This is a genomic window from Streptomyces griseoviridis (genome assembly GCF_005222485.1).
GTDB classification, from domain to species: domain Bacteria; phylum Actinomycetota; class Actinomycetes; order Streptomycetales; family Streptomycetaceae; genus Streptomyces; species Streptomyces hintoniae.
In genome coordinates this window covers 4,036,611-4,053,763 of record NZ_CP029078.1, presented here as the reverse complement: position 1 = coordinate 4,053,763, position 17,153 = coordinate 4,036,611, and the positions used below count along the sequence as shown (strand labels likewise).

The following is a 17,153-nucleotide window of genomic DNA, read 5'->3' as shown; positions in this document are numbered from 1 at the left end:
ATGCGCTTCCAACTCACCGAGGACCAGCGGGCCTTGCGGCGCGCCACCCGCGACCTGCTCGACCGGCGGTTCGACGCGGCAACCCGGCGCGCGGCCGTCGCCAGGCCCGGCCTCGACCGGGCGCTGTGGAAGGCGCTCGGGGACGCCGGACTCTTCGCCCTCTGCCTGCCGGAACGCGACGGCGGGGTCGGACTGGGGTTGCCCGAGGCCGTGTTGGTGTTCGAGGAGGCCGGGCGGGCCCTGCTCACCGGCCCGTTGATCGCCACCCACCGGGCCGCAGGAAAGGTACCGGGCGCGGCGAGCGGCGAGACCGTCGTCGCGGCGGCCGACGGGCGGACGGTGGAGTGGCTGGCGGCGGCCGACGTGGTGCGGCCGGGCGCGGCGGGCGCCGTCGCCGTCCGGTCCCTCGATCCGCTCACGCCCCTGCACCGGGTGGCCCACCCGGCCCCCGTCGATCCCGTCGCCGTGCTGCTCACCGCGGCCGAACAACTGGGCACCGCCGTCCGTGTGTGCGATCTCGCCGTGCAACACGCCCGGAGCCGTGAGCAGTTCGGACGGCCCATCGGCGCCTTCCAGGCCGTCCAGCACCTGTGCGCGGGGCTCCTGGTGCGGGCCGAGACCGCCCGCGCCGCCGTCTACGCGGCCGCCGTCACCGGCGCGGGCGCCGACATCGCCGCGGCCAGGCTGCTCGCCGACGAGGCCGCCGTCGACGGCGCCCGCGACTGCCTCCAGGTGCACGGCGGCATGGGCTTCACCTGGGAGTCCGAGGTGCATCTGCATCTGAAGCGGGCGTGGGTGCGGGCCGCGCGCGGCGGGGGCGGAGCGGCGGCCGAGGAGGCACTCGCCGCGGATCTCGTCGCCTGAACGGCCGCTGCCCGCACGGCCCTCGGCGGCGCTGTCGATCATGTCGCGGATCGTGGCGGGGCGGCACTACGCAGCGTTCAATTCGGGGTGCGTGACCCGGATGTGTCGTCACCGCCCGGAGTCGGGCCGTCGCTCCGGTACCTTGGGTGAGATGCGAGTGGTTCCTGGCGCGAACGGTACCGGTGCGGCCCCCGGGGCGACGCCGGACCGGGCGGTGCGCGCCGGTCCTCGCCGGGCGGTACGGGCCCTGGCCCCCGCCTGTTCGACTCCTCCTGGCGAGCGTCGCACAGTATGGCGCACAGGTACTCCTTCGCGCGGGAATATGCCCGAAGCGCTTGTTGGGGTGACTGTACGTCAACGATGCTGTCTCGCAAGGAATTCACGTTCCGTGACCCTTGCTCTGGCCGTTGTTCTGGCCATGCAGAAAATGGCTACGATCGTGGCCCTCGACGCGGCGAGTGCGCGGCGTGAGGTCATGTGTCCGCCGGTTCGGATGGTGTGAGCGGTGCAGGTGCTTCAAGTGCAACTGGAGATCCGGCCCGACCCCGCCGAGGTGGGGCGAGCCCGACGGTGGGCCCGTTCGCGCCTCGCCGGGTGCGGGATAACGGCCGACGAGCCCCTCGCCGAGACGCTGGTCCTGCTCGTCTCCGAACTGGTCACCAACGCCGTGGTGCACACCGGCAGGCCGGCCGTGCTGCGGCTGTCGCTCTCCGGTGCCGCCGAGGCGTCGGCCACCGTCCGCCTCGAGGTCACCGACACCAGCGCCCGCGCGCCGGTGCCCCGCTGCGTGGACGGCGAGGCGACCGGCGGACGCGGCCTCGCCCTCGTCGACGGCCTCGCCGACCGCTGGGGATGGAGCGCGGAGGGCAGCGGCAAGCGGATCTGGTGCGAGCTCGACCGGTACGGGGGGCGCCGGCGGTCCTCGCGGCCCTGCGGCGGCCTGCCGAGCTACGAGGGTCTGTCGTCCCTGCTGGACGGGATCTCCGTCTGAGGGGCGGCGCACGGGCGTCCACCTTCTCCCCGCGGTCACCCCTCTCCCGCCGTCCCCTCCTGTCGCCCCGCCGCGCGCCCGCCGTGCTTCCGTGCGCTGCCGTCGTGATGCGGGGGCACGGGACAATTCCCCGAACGGCTGTTGACGCCTCGTGACCGTCTGATCACGCTGGTGTTCAGCGATTCGCCGCGAGGGGACGGCGAGGGCTCCGGTGACGGGGGCCCTCGGCGAGCGTGGGTCGTGATTCGGCGTCGGTCCTCGCGGGCTCCGCGGGACCAGGGGCGGGTACGCCGAACCGGACGGCGGCGCGCGGTGCCGTGCTCGGGGCGGGCAGCGCCGCGCCGCCGTCCGGACCGTGCCGTTCCGTTCTTTCGGGGGAGCGCGCCTGCCGCCGTCAGAGGATGGCCACCGGCGCCACCGGGGTGCCGGTCGCCCCGGCGAACGGCTCGGGCATCGCCGACAGCAGGAAGCTGTAGCGCCGACTTTCTCCACAGGCTGTGGACAACTCTTCGAGATTCCAGTTCTGACCCTGGAGCATTCCCATCTCCACCAGGTCGAGGGCGTGCACCGGCAGCCACAGGTCCTCGATCTCCGGCGGGAAGATCTCGAAGGTCAGGGTGTCGTTGGCGACGGCGGCCACGTCCCGGGCGTGGAACCACTCGGGCGTCCGCACCGAGAGCCCCGGCGACGGATACGCGTACCCCTCCCGGTCCCCGGCCAGGTACACGCCCACCTGACCGGTCCGCACCAGCACCACGTCCCCGGCCCGCACCCGGGTCCCGGCCAGCTCCTCCGCCGCCGTCAGATCCTCCGGGGTCACCGCGTGCCCGCCCGGCAGCCGGTCGGTGCCGTGTGCCCGCGCCACGTCGAGCAGCACCCCGCGCGAGACGACGTGCCGGGCGGTGGCGATCGAGCTGAAGGCGGCGCCGCCGTGCGCGGTCACGGAGTCGGCCGGCCGGCCGTTGTACAGGCGCCCGGAGTGCGAGACATGGGGCAGCGCGTCCCAGTGGGTGCCCGCCTGGAGGCCCATGGTCACCGCGTCGTCGCTGCACGCGACCGTGCCGGGGCCGAAGATCTCCTGGTTGATCTGCACCATCGCGTGCAGCGGATTGACCCGCCCCGGGATCAGCCCGCTCTGCACGCCGTCCTGCTTCAGCGGCAGCGCGAGCGGGATCCGGCGGCCGGTGCGGACGGTGGCCGCCGCCTCGCGCACCACGGCGTCGGTGATCAGGTTGAGGGTGCCGATCTCGTCGTCTTCTCCCCAGCGGCCCCAGTTGTTCACGCGCCGGGCGATCTCGTGGAATTCGGCGGGCAGCGACATCGGCTCTCCCCAGGGCTTGTCTCCGGGCGGCTGGCGGGTCAAAAATCTAACGGACCGTCAGAAACCGCGGGAAGGGGCCGGCGTGGGGAACTTCTTGGCAGGCAAGGTGGTCGCCGTGACGGGCGCGGGCCGCGGCATCGGCCGGGCGGTGGCGCTCGCCGCGGCCGACGAGGGCGCCCGCGTCGTCGTCAACGACTACGGCGTCTCGGTGGCCGGCGCCGACCCCACGAGCGACATCGCCGACCAGGTCGTCGAGGAGATCACGGCGGCCGGCGGCGAGGCCGTCGCCGTCGCCGACGACATCTCCACCATGGCGGGCGGGCAGCGCCTCGTGGACACCGCGCTGGCGTCCTACGGGCGGCTCGACGGCGTCGTCTGCGTCGCCGGGATCCTGCGCGAGCGGATGCTGTTCAACATGTCCGAGCAGGAGTGGGACCCGGTGGTCGCGACCCACCTCAAGGGCACCTTCACCGTCTTCAGGGCCGCCTCCGCCGTGATGCGCGCCCAGCGCTCGGGCACCCTCATCGGCTTCACCAGCGGCAACCACCAGGGGTCGGTGTCGCAGGCCAACTACAGCGCCGCCAAGGGCGGGATCATCTCGCTGGTGCGCAGCGCCGCCCTCGGACTGCACACCTACGGGGTGAGCGCCAACGCGGTGGCGCCGGTCGCCAGGACCCGGATGTCGGCCGGGGTGCCCATGGAGCTGACGGAGATCGGCGAGCCGGCGGACGTCGCCGCGCTCGTCGTCTACCTGCTGTCCGAGCAGGCCAGGGAGCAGGGCATCACCGGGCAGGTGTACACCGTCGCCGGACCCAAACTCGCCGTGTGGGCGCAGCCGAGGGAGTTGCGGGCCGCCTACGCGGAGGGGGCCTGGACACCCGAGCGGATCGCGGCGTTCCTGCCGGGGACCGTGGGCGTGGACCCGATGCCGCTGCTGGAGCGGGTCGCGGAGATGGGGCGGGCCGCGCGGGCGGGGGAGCGGCCGAACACATGACGGGCGGGGCGCGCGACCGGCACGCCCCGCCGCTCGGTCCGGTACGTCGGCGCCAGGAAGGGAACCTCGTGGACTTTGGATTCGCCGCCGGGGACGAGGAGTTCAGGGCCCGCTCGCGGGAGTGGCTCGCGGCGCACGTGTCCGGTGCGGGCGACCGGCGCGGCTGGGAGCGGGTCCTCGGCCGGGACGGCTGGATCGGCCTCGGCTGGGGGGAGGCCGGGTACGGCAACCGCACCGCCTCCCTCACCGAACAGGTCGTCTGGGCCGAGGAGTACGCGCGCTCCGGCGCCCCCGCGCGGTCCGGGCACATCGGCGAGAACCTGCTCGCGCCGACGCTCCTCGCGCACGGCAGCGACGCCCAGAAGCGGCGCTTCCTGCCCGCCGTCGCCGCGGGTGAGGAGTGGTGGTGCCAGGGCTACAGCGAACCCGGCGCGGGGTCCGACCTCGCGGGGGTGCGGACCCGGGCGGAGCGGCAGGGCGACGGCCACTACCGGATCACCGGGCAGAAGATCTGGACCTCCCTCGCCCACGAGGCCGACTGGTGCTTCGTGCTGGCGCGCACCGACCCCGACTCCCGGCGCCACCACGGCCTGACGTTCCTGCTGGTGCCGATGGACCAGCCGGAGCTGATCGAGGTGCGGCCGATCAGGCAGCTGACCGGGACCAGCGACTTCAACGAGGTCTTCTTCGACGGGGCGGTGGCCCGCGCCGAGCATGTCGTGGGCGGCGCCGGCGACGGCTGGAAGGTCGCGATGAGCCTGCTCGGCTTCGAGCGCGGCGTCTCCACCCTGGCCCAGCAGATCGGGTTCGCCGAGGAGTTGGGGCGGGTGGTGCGGGCCGCCGTCGCCTCGGGCGCCGCCGACGATCCGGTGCTGCGGGACCGACTGGTCACGCTCTGGGCCGAGTTGCGGGCCATGCGCTGGAACGCCCTTCGGACACTGGGGGGTTCGGGTGACGCGGGGGCGCCCAGTGTCGCCAAGCTGCTGTGGGCGGGCTGGCACCAGCGGCTCGGGGAGCTGGCCGTGCAGGTGCGGGGCGCGGCGGCCGGGGTCGGCCCCGCGGACTGGACGCCCGGGACGCCGTACGCGCTCGACGCGGCGCAGCACCTGTTCCTGTTCTCCCGGGCCGACACCGTCTACGGCGGCTCGGACCAGATCCAGCGCACGATCATCGCCGAGCGGGTGCTCGGGCTGCCGAGGGAGCCGAAGGGGGCCGTGTGATGCGCGGTGTGGTGTGGGACGGGACGCGGGTCGCGGTCGTGGACGACCTGGAGGTGCGCGATCCGGGGCCGGGCGAGGTGCTGGTCGCCGTGCGGGCCGCCGGGCTGTGCCACAGCGACCTGTCGGTGCTCGACGGGACCATCCCGTTCCCGGTGCCCGTGGTGCTCGGGCACGAGGGCGCCGGGGTGGTGGAGGCGGTCGGGGCCGGCGTCACCCATGTGGCGCCCGGCGACCATGTGGCGCTCTCCACCCTCGCCAACTGCGGGACCTGCGCGGAGTGCGACCGGGGCAGGCCGACCATGTGCCGCCGGGCCATCGGGCGCCCCGGGCGGCCCTTCGCCAGGGGCGGGCGGCCGGTGTTCCAGTTCGCGGCCGACTCGGCGTTCGCCGAGCGGACCGTGGTGAAGGCCGTCCAGGCGGTGCGGATCCCCGACGACCTCCCGCTGACGTCCGCCGCGCTGATCGGCTGCGGGGTGCTGACCGGGGTCGGCGCCGTCCTCAACCGGGCCCGGGTCGACCGGGGCGACAGCGTCCTGGTGATCGGGACCGGCGGGGTCGGCCTCAACGTCCTCCAGGGCGCGCGGATCGCGGGCGCGGTGACGATCGTCGCCGTGGACGCCAACCCGGCGAAGGAGGCGGTGGCCAGGGAGTTCGGGGCGACCCACTTCCTGACCTCGACCGGGCCGGTGCGTGAGATCCTGCCGGACGGCGTGGACCACGCCTTCGAGTGCGTGGGCCGGGTCGAGCTGATCCGGCAGGCCGTCGACCTCCTGGACCGGCACGGACAGGCCGTGCTGCTGGGCGTCCCGCCGGCCGCCGCCGAGGCGTCCTTCCAGGTCTCCTCGCTCTACCTGGACAAGTCCGTCCTCGGCTGCCGCTACGGCTCCTCACGCCCCCAGCGGGACATCGCCCTCTACGCGGAGCTGTACCGCACGGGCCGGCTGCTCCTCGACGAACTCGTCACCGCGACCTACCCGGTGGAGGAGTTCGACAAGGCGCGGACCGACGCGGAGGCCGGACGGGTGGCGCGCGCGGTGCTCACCTTCTGACGGCCCGTCGGAGGCGGTGCCGCCTGGCTGCTCCCGGCGGACGCCCGGAACGTCCGCCGGTAGGCCGTCGGCGTCACACCGAGCGTCGACTGGAGGTGCTGGCGCATCGACTGGGCGGTGCCGAACCCGCAGTCCCTCGCGATCTGGTCGACGGACAGATCGGACGACTCCAGCAACTGCCGCGCCCGCTCCACCCGTTGCCCGGTCAGCCACTGTCCGGGGCTGACGCCGACCTCCTCGCGGAAGCGGCGGGTGAAGGTGCGCACCGACATCGCCTCCCTGGCCGCCATGTCCCGCAACTGGAGCGGCTCGTGCAGCCGGCCGAGGGCCCACGCGCGGGCCGCCGTCGTGGTCGCCGACCGGGGCTCGGGCACCGGATGCCGGATGAACTGCGCCTGCCCGCCGTCGCGGTGCGGCGGGACCACCGTACGGCGGGCGACCTCGTTGGCGACGGCGGCGCCGTGGTCGCGGCGGACCATGTGCAGGCACAGGTCGATGCCGGCCGCGACACCCGCCGACGTCAGGATGTCGCCGTCGTCGATGAACAGCACGTCGGGGTCGACGTCGATCCGCGGGAAGAGGCGCTGGAGGCGGTCCGCCTCCGCCCAGTGCGTGGTCGCCCGGCGGCCGTCGAGGAGCCCGGCGGCGGCGAGCACGTACACGCCGGTGCAGATGGAGGCGATCCGGGTGCCGGGGCGGATCAGCGCCAGGGCCGCGGCCAGCTCCGGGGTGAGGACACCGTCGTCGAAGACCGGACCCAGCTCGTAGGAGGCCGGGACGACGACGGTGTCCGCGCCGGCCAGCGCCTCGGGGCCGTGCGGGACGTGCACGGTGAAGTCGGCGTCGGTCTCCACCGGGCCCGGCGGGCGCACCGAGCAGGTCACGACCTCGTACAGCGGGCGCCCCTCGGCGTCCTTCGGGCGGCCGAAGATGCGGTGCGGTATCCCCAGCTCGAAGGGGAGCAGCCCGTCGAGGGCGAGGACGACGATCCGGTGCGGGCGGTACTGCGAGGCACGGCTCATGGCCCGATCCTAACGAACACTGTCCTTCGGGCCACTCGCTGCGGGGGCGCCGCCCGCCGGAAGCTCTAGGACGTGACGCAGACCGAAGACTCCGCCGCCGTGACCGACCACGCGAGGCGCCGCCCAGGACCCGCCGCACGGGCGCCCCGCATCCACCGCGCCTGGTTCGTCGCGGCCGTGACCTTCGTGACGATCGTCGGCGCCGCCGCCTTCAGATCCCTGCCGGGACTGCTCATCGACCCCCTGCACCAGGAGTTCGGCTGGTCGCGCGGCACTATCGGGGCGGCCGTCTCCGTCAACCTCGCCCTCTACGGGCTCACCGCGCCGTTCGCGGCGGCCCTGATGGACCGCTTCGGCATCCGCAAGGTGGTCGCCGTCGCGCTGACCGTGATAGCCGTCGGCGCCGGGTCCACCGTCTGGATGACCTCGGCCTGGCAACTCATGCTCAGCTGGGGCCTGTTGGTCGGCCTCGGCTCCGGCTCGATGGCCCTCGCGTTCGCCGCGACCGTCACCGACCGCTGGTTCACCACCCGGCGCGGCCTGGTCACCGGCATCCTCACCGCCGCCTCCGCCTCCGGACAGCTGATCTTCTTGCCGCTGCTGTCGTGGATCGTCGAGACCCACGACTGGCGCCCGGCGGCCGTGACCGTCGCCCTCGCCGCGCTCGCCGTCGTACCGTTCGTCTGGCTGCTGCTGCGTGACCACCCCGCCGACCTCGGCCACAAGCCCTACGGCGCCACCGCGTTCGTGCCCAGGCCCGAGCCCGCGCGGGGCGCCGCCCGCCGCGCCGTCACCGTCCTGTTCGCCGCCGCCCGCACCGGCACCTTCTGGCTGCTCGCCGGCACCTTCGCGATCTGCGGCGCCTCCACCAACGGCCTGGTCCAGACCCACTTCGTGCCCGCGGCCCACGACCACGGCATGCCCGTCACGGCCGCCGCCTCGCTGCTCGCCGTGATCGGCGTCTTCGACGTCGTCGGCACCATCGCCTCCGGCTGGTTCACCGACCGCTTCGAGCCGCGCAGGCTGCTCGCCGTCTACTACGCCCTGCGCGGGATCTCGCTGCTGTTCCTGCCGATGCTGCTGGCGCCGAGCGTGCACCCGCCGATGCTGTTCTTCATCGTCTTCTACGGCCTCGACTGGGTCGCCACCGTCCCCCCGACCGTCGCCCTCTGCCGCGAGCAGTACGGCGACGACAGCGCGATCGTCTTCGGCTGGGTCCTCGCCTCCCACCAGGTCGGCGCGGCCCTGGTCGCCTTCCTCGGCGGCGTGGCCAGGGACGCCTTCGGCAGCTACGACATGGTCTGGTACGCGTCGGGCGCGCTCTGCGCCGCCGCCGCCCTGATGGCGCTGGTGATCAGGCGCCGCCCGGCGACCGGGCCGGTCCTCGCCTGACAGCGGCGCCGCTGTCAGGCGGAGGGCGCCGGGCCCAGCTCCGTCTCGATCAGGTGGTTGAGGTGGCGGCGGGCCGCCTCCATGGTCAGCGGGGGCGCCTGGCGCAGACGTTGCAGGGCCAGGCCGTCCGCGAGGGCCGCGAACCTGATGGTGAAGCCGTCCAGGTCGACGGCGGCCCGCCGGCCGTCGGCCGCCGCCCGCTCGGCCAGCGCGCGGATCTGCCCGTGCCACGCCTCGTAGCGGTGCGCCTGACCGCGCGCGAACGCCTCGTCGGTGCCCTGCTCGCCCGCGTTCCAGTAGTCGAACCACATCCGCCAGTGCCGGTCGGTGTCCTCGGTGAACAGCGCGTCGACGAGCAGCCGCAGCGCCTCGGCGCCGCTCGTCGCCCGGTCGGCGGCCTCGCTGAGCGCCGTGTAGTAGCGCTCGATGTGCAGGACCATCGCCTCGGACAGGATCTCCTGGACGCTGCCGAAGTGGTAGGTGACCGTCCCGACCGACACCCCGGCGGCGGCCGCCACGTCCCGCACCCCCACGGACGCGTAGCCGCGCTCGCCGATCAGCGGGACGGCGGCCTCCACGATCAGCCTGCGCCGCACCTCGGTGGGCTGCCGGGTGCGTGCGGCGGCGGTGACCGCGCGCCGCGGCGCGCGCCCCGACCCGGCCGGTGCCGCGGACGGCGGGCGCTCGGCGGCCGTCATCCCGACGTCCTCGGGGTGGTGCGGTGCCAGGTGCGCTCGGCCACTGTCTCTCCGTTCGCCCGCGCTTCGAGGCGGCTGTCCATGATGAACTCGGTCGCCGTGGCCCGCAGCTGGGTCCGCGTCCTGACCTCGGCGTCCCCATCCTCCCCGCGCCGCAGCCGGATCGTCCACTCGGACACCGCGGACGCGGAGAGCGGATCGTCGGAGCGGATCCGGTAGGTCTCCCGGGCGCTCTCCTCGTACCGCAGCCCGTCCGGATAGGTGCGCGAGCCGCCGTAGTTGGGGTCGACATCGAGGACCCACTCGCCGGTGGCGACGTCCCGGGTCACCAGGCGTTCGGGCCGCGGCTCGGCGGGCGCGTCGTACGTCACGGCCAGCGGCGGTGCCTGCTCGGGCTCCTCGAAGCGGATCGCGGGCTCCGCGCCCGGCTCCCGCACCGGCAGCAGCAGCGCGCTGTCGGCGGGCCGCACGCGCAGGGCGCCGCGCTCGCCGTGCGGCCACACCCACGGCCAGTACGCGTCGCTCACCGCGACCCGGACGCGGTGTCCGGGCGGGAAGGCGTAGCCGATGCCGGTGAGGTCGAATTCGACGTCCTCCCACTCGCCGGGCGTCCACTCCACGGCCCGGTCGCGCCCGTGCCTGCTCAGCAGGTTGAGGACGCCCCGGGTGACGAGGGTGGAGGAGCCGTCGGGCGCCACGTCGCAGAGCCGGGCGACGACGTGGGCGCGCGGGGTGGCGCTGTCCAGGCGCAGCCGCACACGGGGGCGGCCGAGGATCTCGACGCGGGCGTCCAGCGGCGCCGAGTCGAAGCACACCGAACGGCCGTCCTCCTCGCGCTGGTCGGGCGGCAGGTCGGAGGCGTTGCCGAACGGGAAGAACCGCCCGGCGTCGACCCCGGTGTGCTGCGGCGAGCGGACGGTGACGGGCTGCGCGCCGGTGCCCAGCGGGCGTTCGCTCCACCCGACGCGCGGCGAGGGCCAGGCGTCGTCGCCCACCCAGCGGCCCGGCATGACGTCGTAGGAGGTGGCGGGCGGCACCGGGTCGTTGATCCAGGAGCGCAGCAGGGGTTCGGCCATGACGCCGGTGTCGGTGTCCTTGAGCCAGTGGTCCCACCAGCGGAGGGTCTCCTGGAGGAAGCCGATGGCGGGTCCCGGGGGAAGGCCGCGGTCGGGGTACTGGTGGGACCAGGGGCCGATCAGTCCGCGCACCCGGTCGGCGGGGAGGTGTTCGGCGAGGCGCAGCACGGTGTCGCGGTACGGGTCGAACCAGCCGCCCACCGCGAGGACGGCCGCCTTGATCGCGCCGTAGTCCTCGCAGACGCTGCCGTGCCGCCAGTACGCGTCCCGCTGCTGGTGGTCGAGCCAGGTGTGCAGGAAGGGTTCGAGGGAGTCGAGGCGCTCCTTCCACATCGGCAGCCACCGCTCGGCGCCGACGCTCGCCGGGTCGGGCGGCCGGGCCGCGAACGCCAGCATGGTGCCCGCCCAGGCGAGCATGTCGATGCCGAGGACCGCCCCGCCCGTGTAGTGGACGTCGTTGTCGTAGCGGTCGTCGGTGGAGCAGACGGTGACGATCGCCTTGAGCGGCTCGGGCGCGAGGGCCGCGATCTGGAGGGAGTTGAAGCCGCCCCAGGAGATCCCGAACATGCCGACCCTGCCGGTGCACCAGGGCTGCCGCGCGAGCCAGTTGACGACGTCCACGCCGTCCCGCAGCTCCTGCGCGTCGTACTCGTCGCCCGGCACGCCCTCGCTGTCGCCGTGGCCGCGGATGTCGACGCGCACGGAGGCGTAGCCGTGGCCCGCGTACCAGGGGTGGCGCTGGGCGTCGCGGGGCGCGGTCCAGTCGCTCTTGCGGTACGGCAGGTATTCGAGGAGCGCGGGCACCGGGTCGGCCTCGGCGTCGGCCGGCCGCCAGACACGGGCGTGCAGCCGGGTGCGGCCGTCCCGGGTGGGGATCCAGACGTCCTCGCGGATCACTCGGCGGTCGAACCGCTCGCGGTACTTCACGACGCTCCTTCGGCGGGGTCGGCGGGGTCGGTGGGTCCGGTCAGTCCGGTGGGTCCGGCGGGTGCTGCGTGCTCTCTGTGCTCTGCGGGACCTGTGTGATCTGCGGGATCTGCGTGATCTGCGGGATCTGCGGGATCTCTGGGTTCTCTGGGACCTGTGGGATCTGTGGGTCGTGCCGCCCCTGCGGTGGTGGCGGCCTCCCGCCAGCGGCGGACCCGGTGGCCTTCGCCGTGGTCGGTCCAGAGGCCGTCGGGTCCCGCGGCGTCCGTCCAGTCGGGCGCCTCCGACACGAACGGCTCCGCCGTCGGGTCCGGTTCCAGGGCCGCGGCCATCAGCTGCCGGGTGTAGGGGTGCCCGGGGTCGGCGAAGACCCGCTCGGTGGGGCCCTCCTCCACGACGACGCCGTGCCGCAGCACCACGACCCGGTCGGCGATGCCCCGCACGACGGCCAGGTCGTGGCTGATGAACAGGCAGGCGAGATCGCGTTCCCTGCGCAGGTCGTCGAGCAGCCGCAACACCTCCGCCTGCACCGACACGTCGAGGGCGGTGGTGATCTCGTCGGCGATCAGCACATCGGGCCCGCCGGCCAGCGCCCGCGCGATGCCGATGCGCTGGCGCTGGCCGCCGGAGAGCTGCGCGGGCAGCCGGTCGGCGAGGTCCGGGTCGAGACGGACGTCGGCGATGAGCGCGCGGGCCCGCTCGGCGGCCTCGGCGCGGTCGGTCACGGTGCCGAAGAACCGCAGCGGGTGGCGGATCGCGTCGCCCACCGAGCGACGCGGGTTGAGGGAGGTGTCGGCGTTCTGGAAGACGAGCTGGATCCGGCGGCGCAGCGCGAGCGGCCGTCGCCTCGCGGGTCCCGTGAGGTCGCCCGACTCGTGCGCGAGGGTGCCGCCCGAGGTGGCCCGCAGCCCGGCGAGCGCCCAGGCGAGCGTCGACTTGCCGCTGCCCGACTCGCCCACCAGCGCGACGACTTCGCCCCGCCTGACGTCGAAGGAGACGCCGTGCACGGCCCGGCTCCTGCCGTAGTCGACGGTGACGTCCCGGGCCCGCACGGCGACCGGGGCGTCCGCCGCGACGACCGGCTTGGGCCGGATCTCGCGCTCACCGCCCTCCCCGACGAGCACCAGACCGGCGTCGTCGAGCCGTGGCACGCTCGCCAACAGGCGCCTGGTGTACGGCTCCTGGGGCGCGGCGAAGAGACTGCGGGTGGGCGCCGACTCGACCACCCGGCCGAGGCGCAGCACGGTGACCTCGTCGGCCATGTGCGCGACGACCCCGAGGTCGTGGCTCACCAGCACCGCGGCCAGGCCGAGTTCGTCGCGCAGGGCGCCGATCAGGTCGAGGACGCCGCGCTGGGTGACGACGTCGAGTCCGGTCGTCGGCTCGTCGAGGACCAGGACCCGGGGGCGGGCGGCGACGGCCATGGCGATGGCGACGCGCTGCTGCTGGCCGCCGGAGAGTTCGTGCGGGTAGCGGCGGGCGAGTTCGGCGGGGCGCGGCAGCCGTACCTGGTCGAGCAGTTCGACGACCGGGACGTCCCCGCCGGCCTCGGCGATCTGCCGGCCGACGCGCAGGGTCGGGGTCAGCGCGTGCCCGGCGTTCTGCCCGACCATGGCGACCGTGCGGGACCGCAGCGCGCGCAACTCCCGTGCGGGCAGGGCGAAGACGTCGGCGCCCGCGACCCGCACGGCGCCGCCGGTGATCCGCGATCCGTGCCGCAGATGGCCGAGCAGGGTGGCGGCGACGGTCGACTTGCCGCTGCCGGACTCCCCGACGAGGGCGAGGGTCTGCCCGGCGGCGACCCGCAGGGACACCTCGTGCACGACGGGCACGTCCCGCCCGCCGGAGCGGTACGCCACCGAGAGCGCGTCGACGACGACGAGCGGGTCGGGTGAGGCGGCCGGTGCGGGTGTCGTGGGTGATGCGGACGGTGCGGCCATCACAGGCCCTCCCTGATCCGGTCGACGCCCCACGCCTTGGAGAGGCCGTCGGCGGCGAGGTTGAGTCCGACCACGAGGGTGGCCAGGGCGACGATCGGCGCGAGGCTCGCCATCGGGACGACGGTGATCGCGGTGCGGTTCTCGGCCACCATCAGCCCCCAGTCGGGGGTGGGCGGGTCGGCGCCGAAGCCGAGGAAGGACAGTGAGGAGATCAGCAGCACCACCCAGGAGGCCCGCATCGCGAACTCCACGCACACCACGTCGGTGATGTTGGGCAGCACCTCGCGGCGCAGCACCGTCCAGGTGCTCTCGCCGCGGGCGCGGGCGGCCGTCACGTAGTCGTGCGGGACGACGGCGAGGGCGGCGCCGCGCACCACCCGCACCACCTGGGGCACGTAGACGACGGCGATGGCGAGGACGATGACCAGCGGTCCGGTGCCCAGCGCGGTGACGATGACGAGCAGCGCGAGGATCGAGGGCACGGACAGCACCGCGTCGAGGACCCGGCCGAGGACGTCGTCGAACCAGCCGCCGCGCAGCGCCGCCGCGCAGCCGACGACGGTGCCGAGGACGACGGTCACCGCGGTCGCCGCCACCGAGACCCCGAGGGCGTACCGGCCGCCGTACAGGACCCGGGCGAGGACGTCGCGCCCGTACTGGTCGGTGCCCGCCCAGTGGGACCAGCTCGGCCCGAGCAGCGCCCGCGCGGAGTCGTTGGCGATCGGGTCCCAGGAGGTGAGGAGCGGCGCGAGCAGCGCGATCAGGACATGGACGGCGATGATCGCGAGGCCGATGAGGGCGGTGCGGGAGGAGCGGGCCGTGCGCCAGGCGCGGACCGCGCGGCCCGGCGGCGGGGCGGAGACGGCGGCGGTCGCGGTGGCGGCCGGTTCTGGCGTGGTCATCAAGTCCTCCCGCGCGTACGGAGCTTGGGGTTGAGGGCCAGGGCGCCGAGGTCGGCGGCGAGGTTGCAGACGACGTAGACGACCGCGCTGATCAGGGCGATGGCCTGGATGACGGGCAGGTCGCGGTTCTGCACGGAGGAGAGCATCAGCTTGCCGACGCCCGGGTAGTTGAAGACGTTCTCGACGACGGCGACCCCGCCGACCAGCCACGCCACGTTGAGCGCGATCACGTGCAGGGTGGGCAGCAGGGCGCTCGGCAGGGCGTGCCGGGTGACGACCCGCCAGGTCGGCAGGCCCTTGAGCCGGGCGGTGGTGACGTACTCGCTCGCCATCACGTCGATGACCGAGGTGCGGGTCATCCGGACGATGTACGCGGCCATCACGATCGCCAGCGCGAGCGCGGGGAGCCAGACGGCGGGCAGGAGTTGGCCGGCGCTCGCGTCGGGACCGTACAGGACGACCGCGGGGAACCACGGCAGGGCGACGGAGAAGCAGAGCACCAGGACGGTGGCGACCACGAACTCGGGGACGCTCATGCCGACCAGGCTGACCGTCGAGACGAGGTGGTCGGGCCAGCGGTCGCGGTAGAGGCCGGCCAGCACGCCGAGCACGATCGAACCGGTCACCGCGAACAGCACGGTGACGCCGGCGATCAGCGCCGAGTTGCCGAGATGGGCCGCGACGTCGCCGCCGACGGCGTCACCCGAGACCAGCGAGGTCCCGAAGTCGCCGTGCAGCGCGCCGCCGATCCAGTGCAGGTACCGCTCCCAGGCGGGCTGGTCGAGCCCCAGGGTGGAGCGCAGGGCGGCGACCGCGTCCGGGGTGGCGTCCTTGCCGAGGATCTGGGTGGCGACGTCGCCTGGCAGGGCCTGGACGGCGAGGAAGACGAGCACGGACGACAGCAGGAGCGTGCCGACGGCGGCGGCGAGGCGCCGGGCGAGGAACGTGAGCACGGTCAGGCTCCCTTCAGGCCGATGCCGAGGTAGTCGAACTCGAAGCCGTGCTCGGCGTATCCGCGCACCCGGCGGGAGATCCCGACCAGCCGGTCGGCGAACATCGGGGTCATCGCGCCGCCCCGCTCGATCACCAACGTCTGTGCCTCGCCGTACAGTTCGGCGCGTCTGCGGTCGTCGGTCTCGGCGCGGGCGCGGTCGAGGACGGCGTCGAAGTCCTGGTCCCTCCAGGCGGTCTCGTTGTAGGAGGAGCCGCCGCGGAAGATCTGCGTGAAGAGCTGGTCGACGGGTCTGCCGGTGAACCAGTAGGTGGCCATCAGCGGCTTCTTCATCCAGATCTGCGTGTAGTACGAGTCGGCCGCCGCGGTCCTGACCCTGACCCGGATGCCGGCCCGCCTGGCCGAGTCCTGGTAGGCGAGTGCCATCGGCGTGAACAGCGGATCGTAGGACGAGGTGTACAGGTCGACGGCGAGCCCCTCGTGCCCGGCCCGCCTGAGCAGGTACCTGGCCTTCTCCGGGTCGTGCTCGGGGTGCCCGGCCAGGTGCGCGGGGTCGGACGGCGGCACCGGGTTGTCCCAGCCCGCGGTGCCCGCGCCCTGGAGGGCGACCTTCACGACGTGCTCGGGGTCGTAGGCGAGCTTCATCGCCTGCCGCACCCGTACGTCGGTGAAGGGCTTCTCGGTGGTGAGCATCGGCAGCACGTACCACTGGGCGTCCTTGACGCGGGCGACGGTGGCCCGGTCGGAGGCGGCGACCACGCGGGCGGTCGCGAAGTCCAGGTTGGTCTGCGAGAGGAGGTGGACCTGCCCGGCGAGCAGGGCGTTCGACCGGGCGGACATGTCGGCGACCGAGTAGAAGTCGATGGCGTCGAGGACCGGGCGGCCCGCGAAGTGGTCGGCGTGCGCGGTGACCCGGCCGGGGCCCGCGGGGGCGAAGGACTCCAGCTTGAAGGGTCCCGTGCCGATGCCGGTGCGGCCGATGGAGCGGGCGCTGCCGTCCGGGACGACGTAGCAGTTGTAGTGCGTGAGCAGGCTCGGGAACTCGGCGTTCGGGCTCTTGAGCGGGACGACGAGGGTGTGGGCGTCCGGGGTGCGCAGCGCGGCCGGGTCGAGGAGCGGGGCGAGGACGCCGGCCTGCGGGGAGCCGGTGGCCTTGTCGAGGATGTGGCGCAGGGTGTAGGCGGCGTCGGCGGAGGTGAAGGGCCGCCCGTCGTGGAAGGTGACGCCCGCGCGCAGCCGGAAGGTCCAGGTGCGGGCCCGCGCGTCCGGCTCCCAGCTCTCCGCCAGGTCGGGGGCCAGTTCGCCGTCCGGGCCGACCCGGACCAGCCGGTTGTAGAGGGCGCCCAGGTACTCGTACGCGGACAGGGAACTGGCCGGGTCCAGGGTCTCGGCCTCGGAGGCGGGCGGCCTGGCGACGCGCAGGACGCCGCCGCGGTCGGGGGCGCCCCGGAGCGCGGTGGTCGGCAGGACGGGGGCGGCCGAGGCCCCCGTACAGCCGGACAGCAGCCAGGACGCGCCGACGGCGGCGCCCGCGGCGAGGACCGACCGCCGTCCCGGGTGGTGGATGTCGGGCATGGACCGACCGTCCTTCTCGCTTGTCGTTCGCACGGACCGGTCCGTATTCGTTCAACGGAACGATTGAGTGCAGTGCGTGAACGATAAGAGGAGGGCGGTTTCCAGCCAAGACCTGGGCGCGGGAAATTAACCGGGGTAACGCACTCGTTACCCGGGGTCTGGTGGGGCGGGTGTGTCTGGCGGGACGGGTGGGGCGTGGCCCGGTGTGGGGGTGGGGTGCGGAGGGCGGG

At 74.2% G+C, this 17,153-nt stretch carries 14 protein-coding genes; 6 read left to right on the top strand and 8 right to left on the bottom strand.

The features are described from left to right. Together DDJ31_RS17060 and DDJ31_RS17055 are read left to right on the top strand one after the other, a co-directional pair. Positions 1-864 (top strand): acyl-CoA dehydrogenase family protein, encoded by an 864-nt coding sequence (locus tag DDJ31_RS17060; RefSeq protein WP_127179431.1) that lies wholly within the window; start codon positions 1-3, stop codon positions 862-864. A 505-nt stretch (positions 865-1,369) separates the two neighbouring features. Continuing rightward, positions 1,370-1,855: an ATP-binding protein gene (locus tag DDJ31_RS17055; RefSeq protein ID WP_240678180.1), complete on the top strand. Its 486-nt coding sequence runs from the start codon at positions 1,370-1,372 to the stop codon at positions 1,853-1,855. Between the two features lie 394 nt (positions 1,856-2,249). Here the strand turns inward: DDJ31_RS17055 and DDJ31_RS17050 are convergent, their stop codons facing one another. Further along, positions 2,250-3,176 (bottom strand): cyclase family protein, encoded by a 927-nt coding sequence (locus DDJ31_RS17050; protein ID WP_127179433.1) that lies wholly within the window; start codon positions 3,174-3,176, stop codon positions 2,250-2,252. 82 nt (positions 3,177-3,258) lie between these two features. Here DDJ31_RS17050 and DDJ31_RS17045 point away from each other — a divergent pair, with 82 nt between their 5' ends. From DDJ31_RS17045 to DDJ31_RS17035, 3 genes are all read left to right on the top strand, one after another. After that, the gene (locus DDJ31_RS17045) at positions 3,259-4,170 is read left to right on the top strand and encodes an SDR family NAD(P)-dependent oxidoreductase (protein ID WP_127179434.1); all 912 of its coding nucleotides are present in this window, start codon (positions 3,259-3,261) and stop codon (positions 4,168-4,170) included. Between the two features lie 68 nt (positions 4,171-4,238). Next, positions 4,239-5,390 (top strand): acyl-CoA dehydrogenase family protein, encoded by a 1,152-nt coding sequence (locus tag DDJ31_RS17040; protein ID WP_127179435.1) that lies wholly within the window; start codon positions 4,239-4,241, stop codon positions 5,388-5,390. After that, positions 5,390-6,439 (top strand): Zn-dependent alcohol dehydrogenase, encoded by a 1,050-nt coding sequence (locus DDJ31_RS17035; protein WP_127179436.1) that lies wholly within the window; start codon positions 5,390-5,392, stop codon positions 6,437-6,439. The genes DDJ31_RS17040 and DDJ31_RS17035 overlap by 1 nt, the downstream gene beginning before the upstream one ends. Here the strand turns inward: DDJ31_RS17035 and DDJ31_RS17030 are convergent. Further along, positions 6,361-7,461, bottom strand: coding sequence for a GlxA family transcriptional regulator (locus tag DDJ31_RS17030; protein WP_127179437.1), 1,101 nt, complete (start codon positions 7,459-7,461; stop codon positions 6,361-6,363). The two genes, DDJ31_RS17035 and DDJ31_RS17030, sit on opposite strands and share 79 nt — an antisense overlap. A gap of 72 nt (positions 7,462-7,533) precedes the next feature. Between DDJ31_RS17030 and DDJ31_RS17025 the strand changes: the two genes are divergently transcribed. Continuing rightward, positions 7,534-8,853: an MFS transporter gene (locus DDJ31_RS17025; RefSeq protein ID WP_127179438.1), complete on the top strand. Its 1,320-nt coding sequence runs from the start codon at positions 7,534-7,536 to the stop codon at positions 8,851-8,853. 14 nt (positions 8,854-8,867) lie between these two features. On the opposite strand, the gene DDJ31_RS17020 is transcribed toward DDJ31_RS17025, so the two are convergent. Genes DDJ31_RS17020 through DDJ31_RS16995 form a run of 6 tightly spaced genes read right to left on the bottom strand, consistent with a single transcriptional unit; the run spans position 8,868 to position 16,923 of the window. Beyond that, positions 8,868-9,551: a TetR/AcrR family transcriptional regulator gene (locus DDJ31_RS17020; RefSeq protein WP_240678181.1), complete on the bottom strand. Its 684-nt coding sequence runs from the start codon at positions 9,549-9,551 to the stop codon at positions 8,868-8,870. After that, positions 9,548-11,554: a CocE/NonD family hydrolase gene (locus DDJ31_RS17015; protein ID WP_127179439.1), complete on the bottom strand. Its 2,007-nt coding sequence runs from the start codon at positions 11,552-11,554 to the stop codon at positions 9,548-9,550. The genes DDJ31_RS17020 and DDJ31_RS17015 overlap by 4 nt, the downstream gene beginning before the upstream one ends. Further along, the gene (locus DDJ31_RS17010; RefSeq protein ID WP_127179440.1) at positions 11,551-13,494 is read right to left on the bottom strand and encodes a dipeptide ABC transporter ATP-binding protein; all 1,944 of its coding nucleotides are present in this window, start codon (positions 13,492-13,494) and stop codon (positions 11,551-11,553) included. The genes DDJ31_RS17015 and DDJ31_RS17010 overlap by 4 nt, the downstream gene beginning before the upstream one ends. Beyond that, entirely contained in the window at positions 13,494-14,396 is a 903-nt protein-coding gene (locus DDJ31_RS17005; protein ID WP_127179441.1) for an ABC transporter permease, read from the bottom strand. The genes DDJ31_RS17010 and DDJ31_RS17005 overlap by 1 nt, the downstream gene beginning before the upstream one ends. Next, positions 14,396-15,349, bottom strand: a complete 954-nt coding sequence (locus DDJ31_RS17000; protein ID WP_127179442.1) for an ABC transporter permease — start codon at positions 15,347-15,349, stop codon at positions 14,396-14,398. Before DDJ31_RS17000 ends, DDJ31_RS17005 begins: the two co-directional genes overlap by 1 nt. Before the next feature lie 2 nt (positions 15,350-15,351). Continuing rightward, complete coding sequence (locus DDJ31_RS16995) at positions 15,352-16,923, bottom strand: ABC transporter substrate-binding protein (protein WP_127179443.1); 1,572 nt, start codon at positions 16,921-16,923, stop codon at positions 15,352-15,354. Between the last annotated feature and the right edge of the window lie 230 nt (positions 16,924-17,153).